Source organism: Pseudomonas sp. GW821-FHT02C04, assembly GCF_059421845.1.
In genome coordinates this window covers 259,675-272,889 of sequence record NZ_JBWKVT010000006.1, presented here as the reverse complement: position 1 = coordinate 272,889, position 13,215 = coordinate 259,675, and the positions used below count along the sequence as shown (strand labels likewise).

Annotated in this window: 12 protein-coding genes; 7 read left to right on the top strand and 5 right to left on the bottom strand. The window is 61.8% G+C overall.

Annotation, left to right across the window (positions count from 1 at the left end; genetic code table 11):
* Window positions 1–87: 87 nt before the first annotated feature.
* The gene (locus tag AC07VV_RS22025; RefSeq protein WP_495037464.1) at window positions 88–933 is read left to right on the top strand and encodes a cache domain-containing protein; all 846 of its coding nucleotides are present in this window, start codon (window positions 88–90) and stop codon (window positions 931–933) included.
* Window positions 934–977: 44 nt separating this feature from the next.
* Here the strand turns inward: AC07VV_RS22025 and AC07VV_RS22020 are convergent, their stop codons facing one another.
* Together AC07VV_RS22020 and pobA are read right to left on the bottom strand one after the other, a co-directional pair.
* Window positions 978–2,495, bottom strand: coding sequence for an MDR family MFS transporter (locus AC07VV_RS22020; protein ID WP_495037463.1), 1,518 nt, complete (start codon window positions 2,493–2,495; stop codon window positions 978–980).
* 79 nt (window positions 2,496–2,574) lie between these two features.
* Window positions 2,575–3,759: a 4-hydroxybenzoate 3-monooxygenase gene (pobA, locus tag AC07VV_RS22015; RefSeq protein ID WP_495037551.1), complete on the bottom strand. Its 1,185-nt coding sequence runs from the start codon at window positions 3,757–3,759 to the stop codon at window positions 2,575–2,577.
* 187 nt (window positions 3,760–3,946) lie between these two features.
* Here pobA and AC07VV_RS22010 point away from each other — a divergent pair, with 187 nt between their 5' ends.
* Entirely contained in the window at window positions 3,947–4,843 is an 897-nt protein-coding gene (locus tag AC07VV_RS22010) for a helix-turn-helix domain-containing protein (protein WP_495037462.1), read from the top strand.
* A 9-nt stretch (window positions 4,844–4,852) separates the two neighbouring features.
* Here the strand turns inward: AC07VV_RS22010 and AC07VV_RS22005 are convergent, their stop codons facing one another.
* Together AC07VV_RS22005 and AC07VV_RS22000 are read right to left on the bottom strand one after the other, a co-directional pair.
* Window positions 4,853–5,080 (bottom strand): hypothetical protein, encoded by a 228-nt coding sequence (locus AC07VV_RS22005; protein WP_085730216.1) that lies wholly within the window; start codon window positions 5,078–5,080, stop codon window positions 4,853–4,855.
* A gap of 41 nt (window positions 5,081–5,121) precedes the next feature.
* Window positions 5,122–6,027, bottom strand: coding sequence for a LysR family transcriptional regulator (locus AC07VV_RS22000; RefSeq protein ID WP_495037461.1), 906 nt, complete (start codon window positions 6,025–6,027; stop codon window positions 5,122–5,124).
* A 114-nt stretch (window positions 6,028–6,141) separates the two neighbouring features.
* Between AC07VV_RS22000 and AC07VV_RS21995 the strand changes: the two genes are divergently transcribed.
* Window positions 6,142–7,020: an MBL fold metallo-hydrolase gene (locus tag AC07VV_RS21995; RefSeq protein ID WP_495037460.1), complete on the top strand. Its 879-nt coding sequence runs from the start codon at window positions 6,142–6,144 to the stop codon at window positions 7,018–7,020.
* Between the two features lie 47 nt (window positions 7,021–7,067).
* Window positions 7,068–7,682 carry an NAD(P)-dependent oxidoreductase gene (locus tag AC07VV_RS21990; protein WP_102687223.1) on the top strand — a complete coding sequence of 205 codons (615 nt, stop codon included), beginning with the start codon at window positions 7,068–7,070 and terminating at the stop codon, window positions 7,680–7,682.
* A gap of 53 nt (window positions 7,683–7,735) precedes the next feature.
* Here AC07VV_RS21990 and AC07VV_RS21985 read toward each other — a convergent pair whose 3' ends face one another.
* On the bottom strand, window positions 7,736–8,614 hold the full coding sequence (locus AC07VV_RS21985; protein WP_192558861.1) for a LysR substrate-binding domain-containing protein: 879 nt from the start codon (window positions 8,612–8,614) through the stop codon (window positions 7,736–7,738).
* 139 nt (window positions 8,615–8,753) lie between these two features.
* On the opposite strand from AC07VV_RS21985, the gene AC07VV_RS21980 reads away from it, so the two are divergent.
* The 3 genes from AC07VV_RS21980 (at window position 8,754) to AC07VV_RS21970 (ending at window position 13,159) form a co-directional block, all read left to right on the top strand.
* The gene (locus tag AC07VV_RS21980; protein ID WP_495037459.1) at window positions 8,754–10,391 is read left to right on the top strand and encodes a 5-guanidino-2-oxopentanoate decarboxylase; all 1,638 of its coding nucleotides are present in this window, start codon (window positions 8,754–8,756) and stop codon (window positions 10,389–10,391) included.
* Entirely contained in the window at window positions 10,391–11,839 is a 1,449-nt protein-coding gene (locus tag AC07VV_RS21975) for an aldehyde dehydrogenase family protein (RefSeq protein WP_495037550.1), read from the top strand. The genes AC07VV_RS21980 and AC07VV_RS21975 overlap by 1 nt, the downstream gene beginning before the upstream one ends.
* Window positions 11,840–12,055: 216 nt before the next feature.
* Entirely contained in the window at window positions 12,056–13,159 is a 1,104-nt protein-coding gene (locus tag AC07VV_RS21970; protein WP_011335694.1) for an ABC transporter substrate-binding protein, read from the top strand.
* The last annotated feature ends 56 nt before the right edge of the window (window positions 13,160–13,215 follow it).

Below are 13,215 nucleotides of genomic sequence, written 5' to 3'. Positions count from 1 at the left end.
CGCAACATTCAGAAGCTTTCTGAATATCCATACCTGCCGTCAGGCCGTCTACGCTCTTGAAACACCAACAAGAACGAGGGATGCGTCATGGGGTTTGTGCAAAAACTGGCCTGGCTCGGCGCGGTGCTGTTGTTGAGTTTCGGACAGGCCAATGCGGCCACGGAAAAGGACGACAGCAAGGCCGCCATCGCCTTGCTGGAAAAGGCTCTGGCCTACTATCACGACAACGGCGACAAGGCGTTCGCGGCGTTCAGCCGCCAGGGCGAGTTCGTCGACAAAGATCGCTACGTGTTCGTGGTCGATACCAAGGGCGTGATGCTCGCCAGCGGCGGGCCGTCTTCGGCGCTGATCGGCCGGGACGTGAGCGAAGTGCTCGGGCCGGATTTGCAGAAAGCGTTCAAGGACGCGCTGAAAGTGCCGGAAGGCAACGGCATCCAGCAGGCCGAATATCGTTGGCAGAATCAGGCCGACGGCAAGGTCGAGCGCAAGCATGTGTTCTATCAGCGCATCGGTCAGCGGATTCTGGCGGTCGGTTATTACTTGCCACGAGCATCGGCGGAACAGGCGAAATCATTGCTCGACAAAGCCGCCACCGATTTGACCAAGGACGAAAAAGGCACGCTGATGGCGGTCAACTCGCTCAAGGGCGGTTACTTGCAGGACGACCTTTACGTGTTCGTGGTGGACCTGAAAACCCAGCGCTACGTCGCCCACGGCACCAACCTGCGGCTGATCAATACCGACTTCGCCAAGGTCAAGGACCCGGAAGGCAAACCGGTGGGCGAGCCGATTCTGGCGCTGATCGGCAAACAGGATGAAGGCGAGTACGAATATCGTTGGAAGAACCCGGTGACCGGCAAGGTCGAGGACAAACATGCCTACCTGAAGAAGGTCGGGGATTTCCTGGTGGCGGTCGGTTATTACAGCGCTTGATCCCTGTGGGCTCCCACGCAAGGCGTGGGAGCCATCGGCATCGGTCAGCGGGCGCTGTGTTCACGCCCGCGCAACAGGCGGTTCGGCATGGCAATCGCCGCCGCCAGCCCGAGCAGCGACACCCCGGCACTGACCATCAGCAAATGCCGGAACGTCACCAGCAACTCGGCGCGCAAGGCATTCTGCGCATCGCCGGGCGCCGCGTTCAGGCCATCGAGCAGCACGTTGCCGGAGTGACCTTCGCCGATCAGCGAGGTACCGGTCAGGTGGGCAAAGCTGGAGTCCTGCAACAACGCCAGCAACAGCGCCGACATCAACGCCACGCCCACCGCGCCGCCCAAAGAACGGAACAGGTTGGTGGTGCTGGTGGCGACGCCAATGTCCTTTTGCTCGACCGAATTCTGCGTGCCGACCAGCGAGGTAGGGAACTGCATGCCCCCGGCGATACCGCTGAGCAACATGAACAGGCTGCTGACCAGCGTCGCATCGGGCGGGCTGAAGGCCATGCCGAGGATCGAGATCGGCATCAGCAGCGCGCCGGTGAGAATCTGTGGTTTGTAGCGCCCGGTAATCGACGTGCGGCGACCGGCGAAATACGCGCCGATCGGCAACCCCATCGCCAGCGGCAATAAGTGCAGGGCCGCGCTGTCGGCGCCGGCACCGGTCACACTCTGGAAGCGCAGCGGCATCAGCACAATCAACGAAATCGCCTGGAAGCTGCAAAAGAAAATCGTGCACCAGCACAGCAGGGCGCTGCGGTTGGTGAACAGGTGCATCGGCAGCAACGGCTCCCGGGCACGACGCTCATGCCAGACGAACACCGCCAGCACCGCTACTGCGCAAGCGAACAGACCGAGCACTTCGCTGCTGCGCCACGCATGGCCTTGGCCGACCTGAGTGATCGCCAGCAACAGCGCGGTCAGGCCGATGATCATCAGCAGTGTGCCGAGGTAATCGATGACCGGCTTACGCTGGGGAATCGGCAGGCCGATCAGATTGCGTCGGGCCACCCAGTAGGCGCCAAGGCCCAGCGGCAGGTTGATCAGGAACACCCAGCGCCACGACAGGTACTCGGTCATGTAGCCGCCCAGCACCGGACCGGCAACACTGGCCACCGCGTACATGCTGGAGAAGTAACCCTGATAGCGACCACGCTCCCGGGGCGGCACGATGTCGCCGATGATCGCCTGGCTCACCGAAATCATCCCGCCGGCACCGATGCCCTGGAATATCCGCGCCAGCACCAGTTGCTCCATGCTCTGAGCCATGCCGCAGAACAGCGAGGCCAGGGTGAACAGACCCATGCCGAACAGCATCAGTTTGCGCCGCCCGTACAGGTCACCGAGCTTGCCGTAGATCGGCACCGCCACGGTCATCGCCACCATGTAGCCGGAAATCACCCAGGCCAGCAGGCTCACGTCCTTGAATTGCGCGGAGATGGCCGGCATGGAAACCGCGACGATGGTCTGGTCCAGCGCGCCAAGAAAGATCGCCATCATCAGCGCGACCAGCACGCTGCGAATGGCCGGTTTGGGCGTTTCGGGATGGTTGAGATTGGTCACGGGCGAACCTGCGGGCAGTGATTGACCCGCAGGGGCAAGGCGAGCGGGTGGATGCTCGCCAGTGTAAGTCGGTAGCAGGCTATTCGATAGCCTCATAAGGAAGTCCGACGTAATTTTCTGCAATGGTTTTTTGACCGGCCTCTGAACTGACAAAGTAGTCCAGTTCAGAGGCGCTGATCCGCTGGCTGAAATCATCGTGTTCGTCGAAACGGTGCAGCATCGAGGTCATCCACCAGGAGAAACGCTCGGCTTTCCACACCCGGCGCAGACAGATTTCCGAATACTTCTCCAGCAAGTCAGTGCGCCCTTCGCGGTAAACCTTCAGCAGAATCCTGAACAACGTACTGACGTCGCTGGCCGCCAGATTCAAACCCTTGGCACCGGTCGGCGGAACGATGTGCGCCGCATCCCCGACCAGAAACATCCGCCCGTATTGCATCGGTTCGACCACAAAACTGCGCAACGGCGCGATGCTCTTTTCAATCGACGGACCGGTCACCAGCTTCTGCGCCAGATCCTCCGGCAGACGATTGCGCAGTTCATCCCAGAAGCGCTGATCCGACCAGTCGTCGACGTTCTCCTCGGCCGGCACTTGCAGGTAATAGCGGGTGCGAGTCGCCGAACGCATGCTGCACAGGGCGAAGCCGCGCTCGTGACGGGCGTAGACCAGTTCGTCGTGAATCGGTGGTGTGTCGGCGAGTATCCCCAGCCAGCCGAACGGATAAACCCGTTCGAAGACCTTCAGGCAGTCCGCCGGAATCGACTGACGGGCCACGCCATGGAAACCGTCGCAACCGGCGATGTAATCGCAATCGACGCGCCAGGTTTCGCCGTCCTTTTCAAACGTGACGTAGGCCTCGTCGCTTTTCATGTCACAGGGAACGACATGGCTGGCTTCGTAGATCGTCTGTCCGCCGGTCTCCCGACGAGCGGCCATCAGGTCGCGGGTGACCTCGGTCTGGCCATAGACCATCACGGTTTTTCCACCGGTCAGCGCCTGCAGATCGATGTGTACCCGACGCCCGTCGAGGGCCAGTTCGAACCCACCGTGGACCAGCCCTTCGGCGTCCATCCGCTGACTCACGCCAGCCTCGCGCAACAGCTCTACCATGCCCTGTTCAAGGACCCCGGCGCGGATTCGGCCGAGTACATAGTCAGGTGTCTGGCGCTCGATAATCAGGGTGTCGATGCCGGCATTGTGCAGCAGTTGGCCGAGCAATAATCCGGACGGACCGGCGCCAATGATGGCGACTTGGGTTTTCAGCGTTTTCATTGTTTTTATGACTCGCAAGCTTCACGCGACAACGGCCGGTGAATGATTTTCAGGATTCGAGTGCTTGCATTTTTCCCTTGCGGGTCTGTCAATTGAAGGTGAAAACTGAGCCGATACCTGTACATTCTGCCAATCGGTGCGATTATCGCCCGCAACCTTCGAGGCCTGGATTGAAGTGATGAACAAGCCTGACCTGCCTTCGATTCCGGTGTTCAAGCTCTACGGTGAAAGCCTGGACTGGCCGACCCCTGACTTGCTGCACTGTGAAACCATTTCCAAACGCAGCCGCGAACATCAATGGGAAATCAAACCCCACCGCCACGCCGATTTGTGCCAGTTGCTCTTCGTATTCAAAGGTCAGGCAGAGCTTGAAATCGAAGGCCAACGCACGCAACTGAACGAAGCCGCGATCCAGATCCTGCCGCCGTTATCGGTGCATGGTTTCCGCTTTTCCGAGGACGTCGAAGGATTTGTCGTCACCCTGGCCACGCCGTTGATCAACCACTTGCAGGCGCAACTGGGCAACGCGGTGCAGGCTTTGGCCCAGGCCGAAAGCTACCCGGCGGGCAAGGATGCGGATTACCTCAACAGTCTGTTTGCCGCGTTGCAGGCCGAGTACAACGGCCATCAACCGGCGCGGGAAATGCTCATGCATTCGCTGGTCAGCGTGATCATGGTCTGGGTCAGCCGCCAGGCGATCCACCGTCACAACGCCACGCAACGCCCGCAGCGTCAGCGCGAATACCTCAATGGCTTTATTCAACTGGTAGAGGAGACGTACCGACAGCACGTCAAGGTCGAAGATCTGGCTCACCGCCTGGGGATTTCCGTCTCGCACCTCAACGGCACCTGCCGTGAACTGGCGGGACAGCCGGCGTTGCAGATCATGCATGAACGTCAGTTGCTGGAAGCCAAGCGTCTGCTGACGTACACCAGCATGACCATTTACGAGATGTCCGATGTGTTGGGTTTTTCCGATCCGACCAACTTCACGCGCCTGTTCCGGCGCCGGGTGGGGATCTCGCCAAAGGCGTTCCGCGACCGCTTGAAGGCCGAGCAGAACGACGACGCCTGACGTCCTGTATCAGCGCAGGGCGTTGAGAGTGGCGTTGTGAGGGATGCAGCGCTCGAAGTTGCAGCTCGCGTACTCACGGGGCAGTTGCCGCAACTGCTCCACGCGCCATGCCGCGGTGCCGTACAGCGCCAGCGTGGCCGCGCAGGTGATGAAAATCGCGAGGTATCTTCTTGTTCTGGTGCTCATGATCATGGCGTTGACCTCTGAACGAATACCCTTGGGTACTACTTTCAGCATAGGTCAGCGCCGTGGAGTTGCCAGCCGCGCGGCGAACGGGTTTACAAGCCGACATCCCATTGCGGGTTTTCGGGAAACCGCAGTACCAGGAAATCCAGCATGCTGCGCAGTGCCACCGGCATGTGCTTGCGTGAGGCGTACACCGCGTAGATGTTCATCCGCCGAGGCTCGGCGTTCGGCAGCAGGCGCACCAGTTCCCCGCTGTGAATATGTACGCCGGCCTGATAGGTCGGCAGCATCGCCACCCCGGCACCGGCCAGTGTCGCGCGCAGCAGGGTGCTGGCCTCATTGGCGCTGATGTTGCCCTGCACCGGCACCGACACCGGTTCGCCATCCTCTTCGAAATGCCACAGGCTCTTGCCGAAATAGGAATGGGTCAGGCAGTTGTGTCGGCTCAGATCTTCTACGCGCTGCGGCTGCGGGTGTTCCCGCAGATAGGCAGGTGCGGCGCAGACCACCGAGCGGCAGACGGTCAGGCGCCGGGCGATCAGGTTGGGATCGAGATCGTTGCTGGTGCGGATCGCCAGGTCGATGCGCTCGTCCACCAGATTGACGGTGCGATCGAGCATCTGCAGGTCGATGTTGACGCCCGGGTAGCGTTTGACGAACGCGGCCATGGCATCGGCCAGTTGCGCCTGGCCGAACGAGGTACTGACGCTGATCCGCAGCAAACCCCGTGGCGCATCGTCGGGTTCGCTGACGGCGGCCTGCATGTCGCTGGACAGTTCGAGCATCTGCCGGCAGCGCGGCAGGATCTCGTTGCCGGCGGCGGTCAGGCTCAGTTTGCGCGTGGTGCGGTGCATCAGGCGCGCGCCGACCCAGTCTTCCAGTTCCGCCAGATACCGCGACACCACTGGCCGCGACAGGTCCAGGTGATCGGCCGCCGCCGACTGGCTGCCCAGATCCACCACCGTGACAAACACCCGCATTGCTTGGAGACGATCCATGATTTGCCCGCTTTCAGAAACAAACTATGTTTAAGCATCGCATTTTTTGTAACGAGTCTGGCAACTAAGCTCTGTCCCATCGCCAAGCACGGCATACGAACAGCGGAGCAACCCATGATCGGCTTCACCACTCTCAAGCGCGTTTTACTGGCTACCGCCACCCTCGGCTTTGCTGCCCACGCAGCGGCCGCGAACCTGAGCCTCGACGTCTACAACCCGGGCACCAACGCAATCTTTCCGGTGACCTCGGTGCTGGTCAGCGGCGAGAAGGACGCGATCCTGGTGGACGCCCAGTTCGGCAAGTCCCAGGCCGAGCAAGTGGTGGAAAAGATCCGCGCCAGCGGCAAGCAACTGACCACGATCTACATCAGCCACGGTGACCCGGATTATTACTTCGGTCTCGACACCCTGACCAAAGCCTTCCCGAATGCCAAGGTACTGGCTTCGCAGCCGACCGTTGATCACATCAAGCAAACCGTCGACGGCAAACTGGCGTTCTGGGGCCCGAAAATGGGCGCCGACGTGCCGGCCAAAACCATCGTGCCGGGCGTGCTCAAGGGCGACAGCCTGATGCTTGAAGGGCAGAAACTGCAGGTAGTCGGCCTGGAAGGCAAGCAACCGGATCGCAGCTTCGTGTGGATTCCTTCGTTGAAAGCCGTGGTCGGTGGTGTCGTCGTCGCCGAGAACATCCACGTGTGGATGGCCGATACCCAGACCGCACAATCCCACACCGACTGGCTGGAAACCCTGCACTCGATCGAAACCCTGAAACCGAAAACCGTGGTGCCGGGTCACTACCTGGGTGACAGCGCCCGTTCGCTGGCAGCGGTGAAATTCACTGCCGACTACATCAAGGCGTTCGACGAAGAAACCGCCAAGGCCAAGGACTCTGCCGCGCTGATCACCGCGATGAAAAAACGCTACCCGAAACTGGGCGAAGAGAGCTCGCTGGAGCTGAGCGCGAAAGTCGCCAAGGGCGAAATGCAGTGGTAACCCGATTCTGAAAAAACGCAGCACTCTCAAGCCAACTGGAGAATGTCATGAGCAAGATCGCAATCATTGGTGCCACCGGCCGTGCCGGCAGCCAATTGCTGGAAGAAGCCCTGCGTCGCGGCCACAGCGTCACCGCCATCGCTCGGGACACCTCGAAGATCGGCGCCCGCGCCGGTGTGGTCAGCAAGAACGTAGACGTTTTGAATGCCGCCGCGCTGCAAGACGCCGTCGCCGGTCACGATGTGGTGATCAGTGCCGCGCATTTCGCCACGGTGCCGGCCAGTGCGCTGATCGGCCCGGTGAAACAGGCCGGGGTGAAACGTCTGCTGGTGGTCGGCGGTGCCGGTTCGCTGTTGCTGCCGGACGGCACCCGCGTGATCGACAGCGCCGGTTTCCCGGCCGAGTACAAGGCTGAGGCCAGTGCCGGTGCCGCGTTCCTCGAAGCCTTGCGTCAGGAGAAGGAACTGGACTGGACGTTCCTGTCGCCGTCGGCGCTGTTTGTCGAAGGCGAGCGCACCGGCAAGTTCCGCGTTGGCAAGGATGACTTGCTGGTGAGTGCTGAAGGCCAGAGCTCGATCAGCTTTGCCGATTACGCGATTGCGCTGATCGACGAAGTGGAAACGCCGAAACATTCGCGTCAGCGGTTTACTGTCGGTTACTGATGTAACCCGATCAAACGTTCTCACGCCTTGCGTGGGAACGTTCAGTAACTGGCTCAACGCGTATGAGCCTGCTCCACCAGCCACCCCATCAATTCCTGCAATTTCGCCGACGGCTCCGACGCCGGCGCCACGATGTAATAGCCCAATCCCGTCTTCACCTTCAGATCGAACGGCATCACCAGTCGCCCGGCGTTCAAGTCATCGCCGATCAACGACCAGTCGCCGATCGCCACCCCCGTCCCGTGGGACGCCATCGACATTGCCTGATCCAGGGTTTCGAAATGCTGACCGCTGCCTATGTTGTTCAATTGCAGTTCGGCGGCCTCCAGCCACAGTGTCCAGTCGTCATCGGTGTGCGTCGGGTGCAGCAGCAGATGCTGTTGCAAGTCGGCCGGCGTGTGCAGGGCCGATGACCCCTTGAGCAGCCCCGGTGAGCAGACCGGCGTCAGTTGTTCATCGAACAGGTGCAGGGTCGCAGGCGAATCATGGGGCGCGGTGCCGTAGATCACGGCGGCGTCGAACTGCTCGCGATGAAAGTCCACCCCGTGTTGCAACGACGCCGTGAGTTTCACCGGCACGTCCGGGCGCTCGCGCTGCCATTGCAGCAGGCGCGGCAACAACCAGCGCATCACGCAGCTCGGCGCCTTGAGTTGCAGGGTTTCGCGTTTGGCGCCGATCAACTCCACCGAGTCGCCGATCAGGCTGAACACCTGCTGCACCCGTGGCAGCCATTCGCGACCTTCGGCCGTCAGCTCCAGGCCCCGGGCCAGGCGAATGAACAGCTCATAACCCAGATGTTCCTCGAGCCCGGCGATCTGCCGGCTCACCGCACCTTGGGTGATATGCAACTGCTCGGCGGCCCGGGTGAAGTTGCAGCACTGCGCGGTAATCAGAAACGTGTGCAGGGCGGGCAGGGGAGGCAGTCGTTTCATGTGGATCCAAGGTATGACGTGAGGACATGGCTAGTATGAGCTTTTATCGATTGTTGCGGCTACGGGTCGCCCGTTTCAATGAGGCCAATCACCGGTTCCTTTAAAGCCCGGTGCCTCAACGAACAAGAAGGGCAAAGACATGGCGACGTGTGGCGAAGTACTGGTCAAGTTACTCGAAGATTATGGGGTCGAGCAGGTGTTCGGCATTCCCGGGGTGCATACCGTGGAGCTGTATCGCGGGCTGGCCCGTTCGAGCATCAACCACGTCACCCCGCGTCACGAGCAGGGCGCAGGTTTCATGGCCGACGGTTACGCCCGTACCAGCGGCAAACCGGGCGTGTGCTTCATCATCACCGGCCCCGGCATGACCAACATCACCACCGCCATGGGCCAGGCGTACGCCGATTCGATCCCGATGCTGGTGATCTCCAGCGTGCAGTCGCGCAGTCAACTGGGCGGCGGTCGCGGCAAGTTGCATGAACTGCCGAACCAGAGCGCACTGGTCGGCGGCGTGGCGGCGTTCTCCCACACCCTGATGTCGGCGTCCGAACTGCCGGGTGTGCTGGCCCGTGCGTTTGCGCTGTTCCAGGCCGGACGTCCGCGTCCGGTTCACATCGAAATTCCGCTGGACGTACTGGTTGAAGAGGCCGACGAACTGCTGACCAGTGTGCCGGTCAACATCGACCGCGCCGGTGCTGCGCCGGCCGCCGTGAGCCGCATGACTGAACTGCTGGCCGGCGCCCAGCGCCCGCTGATCCTCGCCGGTGGCGGCGCCATCGATGCCGCTGCCGAACTCACCGAACTGGCCGAACTGCTCGATGCGCCGGTGGCCCTTACCATCAACGCCAAAGGCATGTTGCCGTCCAGCCACCCGCTGTTGATCGGTTCGACCCAGAGCCTGGTGGCGACCCGCGCCCTGGTGGCCGACGCCGACGTGATCCTGGCGATCGGCACCGAACTGGCGGAAACCGACTACGACGTCACCTTCGCCGGCGGTTTCGAAATTCCCGGCAAACTGCTGCGCGTCGATATCGATCCCGATCAGACCGTGCGCAACTATCCGCCTCATGTGGCGCTGGTGGCGGACTCGCGCAACGCGGCGCAAGCATTGCTCAGTGCGCTGTCGCACAAGCCGCTGGCCGAGCGCCGCAACGATTGGGGGCAGGTACGCGCCGCCCGCCTGCGTGAAGACCTGGCCGCGACCTGGGACGCGCCGACGCTGGCCCAGACCCGTTTCCTCGAAACCGTGCTGCACGAACTGCCGAACGCGGTGTTCGTTGGTGACTCCACGCAACCGGTGTACACCGGCAACCTGACGTTCAACCCGGAGCGTCCGCGCCGCTGGTTCAACTCGTCCACTGGTTACGGCACCCTCGGTTACGCCTTGCCAGCGGCGATTGGCGCGTGGCTCGGCGGCTCTCTGGAACACGGCGCGCGTCCGCCGGTGGTGTGCCTGATCGGCGACGGCGGCCTGCAATTCACCCTGCCGGAACTGGCCAGCGCCGTGGAAGCGCGAACGCCGGTAATCATCCTGCTGTGGAATAACCAGGGTTACGAAGAGATCAAGAAATACATGGTCAACCGCGCCATCGAGCCGGTGGGCGTCGACATCTACACCCCGGACTTCATCGGGGTGGCCAAGGCGTTGGGTTGCGCGGCGGAAGCGATCAGCTCTGCCGAACACCTGCGCGGTGCGCTGCGCGCCGCCACCGATCGTCAGGGACCGACCCTGATCGAAATCGACCAGACCCAATGGATGAAGGCGGTGGCCAAATGATGAATTTCCCGACCACACTCGACGGCCTGTACATCAACGGCCAATGGGCCGCCGGCCGCGAGCACCTGCGCGTGATCAACCCGGCCACCGAAGCGCTGCTGACCACGGTCAATGGCGGCGATGCAAACGCCGTCAACCAAGCGGTAATGGCCGCGACTGAAGCCTTCAAGGACTGGTCGAAAACCACCGGCGCCGAGCGCGGCGCGATCCTGCGCAACATCGCCAATGGCGTGCGCAACGGCCGCGAACATCTGATGAAGTTGCAGTCGAGCAACAACGGCAAACCGCAGTTTGAAGCGGGCATCGATGTCGACGACGTGATCGCCACCTTCGAGTATTACGCCGAACTCGCCGAAGGCCTCGATGCGAAACAGGACAGCGATGTGCCGCTGCCGAGCGACGACTTTAGCGCACGTCTGCGCCGCGAACCGTGTGGTGTGGTCGGGCTGATCGTGCCGTGGAATTTTCCGATGGTCACCACCGCGTGGAAACTCGCCCCGGCGCTCGCCGCCGGTTGCTGCGTGGTGCTCAAACCGTCGGAAGTCACGCCGCTTCCGGAACTGGAACTGGCGGCAATCATCGCTGAATCCGGTCTGCCAAAAGGTGTGTTCAACCTGGTGTGCGGCACCGGTCTGGCGGTCGGTGCGCCGCTGTCGGCGGACCCGCGCATCGCCAAGGTTTCATTCACCGGCAGCAACGCCGTCGGTGTGCAAGTGATGCAGCGCGCCGCGGAGACCGTGAAGGGCGTGAGCCTGGAACTGGGCGGCAAATCCTCGCTGTTGATTCTGGAAGATGCCGACCTTGATCTGGCGGTGGAGCTGGCCTGCGGCGGTGGTTTCTTCAACGCCGGGCAGATGTGCTCGGCCACCAGCCGGGTGCTGGTCGCCGATGAACTGGCCGATGAATTCCTGATTCGTCTGAAGGCCCGCGCGGAAAAAATCCGTGTGGCCGACCCGTTCGATCCTGAAGTCGAGATGGGCGCGCTGGTCAATCAGGCGCAGTACCAGCGAGTGCTCGGTCATATCGACCGTGGTCTGAGCGCCGGTGCCAAGCTGATCTGTGGCGGCAATCGCCCGGCGGATCTGCCGCGCGGCTATTTCTTGCAGCCGACGATCTTCACCGAAGTGCCCCTCGACAGTGCGCTGTGGTGTGAAGAGATCTTCGGCCCGGTGATCTGCGTGCGCAGTTTCGCTTCTGAAGCCGAGGCGATTGCCTTGGCCAACGACAGCCAGTTCGGTCTGGTCGCCAGCGTGGTCACGCGTAATGCCGAGACCGCGGATCGGGTCGCCAACGCCCTGCAGGCGGGGCTGGTGTGGCTCAACGCGCCGCAGGTGATCTTTCCGCAGACGGCGTGGGGCGGCTACAAACAGAGCAGCATCGGTCGTGAGTTGGGGCCGTGGGGCCTGGCGGCATTCCAGGAAATCAAGCACGTGATCCGCGCGCTCTGAATGCCCGAAAAAGGTCAGCGCATGCCTCGCAACGAGGCATGCGCCGGCGTCATGGCTCCAATGAGTTTTTATCGATAGTCAGGTGTTTTGCACGACCTCAGGATGAACCCGCTGATCACGTTCAAGCCCTTTGAAATCGGGGGCTTGAGCGGTTCCGATCACGCACGGCAAGGGTTGCGGTCAATCTCATACTTACAAGAATAATGGGAGTCCTAAATGGGCGAGCACGATCTGAACAGGCGTCAATTCATCAAAACCGTCGGCGTGGCCTCGGTGGCTGCGGCGGCCATGAGCATGCCCTTCATCCGGGCCAGTGCCAGTGACACCCGCTTTGCCGGCAAGACCCTGCGCCTGCTGACCTGGTCCGATGACACGGGTCTGGCCGCACTGCGCAACATCGCTGCAACGTTCGAAGCCAAGACTGGCGCCAAAGTGATTGCCGACCGCACCGGCAGCACCTCGGAAATGGTCGCCAAACTCAAGGCCGGCGGTGACCGTCCGCAGTACGACATCATCACCCTGGCCGGGGTCGGCGCCGAAGGTCTGGCGGCTGCCGGGCTGTTGGAAAAACCCGATCTCAACCGCATTCCCAACCTGATCGACGTCCCGGAAAAATACCGCACCGGGGCCAACGGTCACGGCATCGGTTACCTGCTGTGGTGCAATAGCCTGGTCTACAGCACCCGCACCCAAAAGGAAGCGCCGGACAGTTACGCCGCGCTGTGGGACGCCGATCTGGCACCGAACATTTTCCTGCCACCACCAAACTGGACCGAGGCGATGGACCTGATCATCATCGCCGCCAAACTGGCCGGTGGTGACGAGCACAACATCGAGCCGGGCTTCAAGAAACTAGCGGAGTTGAAAGACCGCGTGGTGACCCTGGGCGAAAACCCCAACCAGATTGCCGAGCTGTTCCGCACCGGTTCCCTGGACATGGGCGGCCTGTATGCCCCGGCGTTTTTCCCCAAGCAGATCCGCGACCCGAACTACGGCCTCGGCGCCACGTTCGGCATGAAAGAAGGTTTCTATACCGACCTGATGCTCTCGGTGATGCCGAAGAACCGTCCGGGCGACACCGACCTGGCCTACGCCTTCATCGATCACTCCCTCGATCCGCTGGTGCAGGGCAAGATGGCCGAAGACATCTTCAACGGCCCGGTCAACGCCAAGGCGATCATCTCCGCCGAAGCGCGCAAGAGCCCGTTCATCCTCACGCCGGAGCAGATCGCGGAGAAGGCGATCATGCACGACAACGCCTTCCTGGCGACCGTGCATGACCAGTGGATTCGTCGCTACACGGAAATCTTTTCTTCCTGACGCCGACCTTCCGGGGCACCGCATGATAGGGGTGCCCGGGAGATTCGTTCTCCATT

What these genes read in the sequence shown, in the direction of transcription:
- AC07VV_RS21985 (WP_192558861.1), bottom strand. Translation starts at nt 8,614, where the DNA reads ATGAAACGACTGCCTCCCCTGCCCGCCCTGCACACGTTTCTGATTACC.
- AC07VV_RS22010 (WP_495037462.1), top strand. Translation starts at nt 3,947, where the DNA reads ATGAACAAGCCTGACCTGCCTTCGATTCCGGTGTTCAAGCTCTACGGT.
- AC07VV_RS21970 (WP_011335694.1), top strand. Translation starts at nt 12,056, where the DNA reads ATGGGCGAGCACGATCTGAACAGGCGTCAATTCATCAAAACCGTCGGC.
- AC07VV_RS21990 (WP_102687223.1), top strand. Translation starts at nt 7,068, where the DNA reads ATGAGCAAGATCGCAATCATTGGTGCCACCGGCCGTGCCGGCAGCCAA.
- AC07VV_RS22005 (WP_085730216.1), bottom strand. Translation starts at nt 5,080, where the DNA reads ATGCTGAAAGTAGTACCCAAGGGTATTCGTTCAGAGGTCAACGCCATG.
- AC07VV_RS21980 (WP_495037459.1), top strand. Translation starts at nt 8,754, where the DNA reads ATGGCGACGTGTGGCGAAGTACTGGTCAAGTTACTCGAAGATTATGGG.
- AC07VV_RS21975 (WP_495037550.1), top strand. Translation starts at nt 10,391, where the DNA reads ATGAATTTCCCGACCACACTCGACGGCCTGTACATCAACGGCCAATGG.
- AC07VV_RS21995 (WP_495037460.1), top strand. Translation starts at nt 6,142, where the DNA reads ATGATCGGCTTCACCACTCTCAAGCGCGTTTTACTGGCTACCGCCACC.
- AC07VV_RS22025 (WP_495037464.1), top strand. Translation starts at nt 88, where the DNA reads ATGGGGTTTGTGCAAAAACTGGCCTGGCTCGGCGCGGTGCTGTTGTTG.
- AC07VV_RS22000 (WP_495037461.1), bottom strand. Translation starts at nt 6,027, where the DNA reads ATGGATCGTCTCCAAGCAATGCGGGTGTTTGTCACGGTGGTGGATCTG.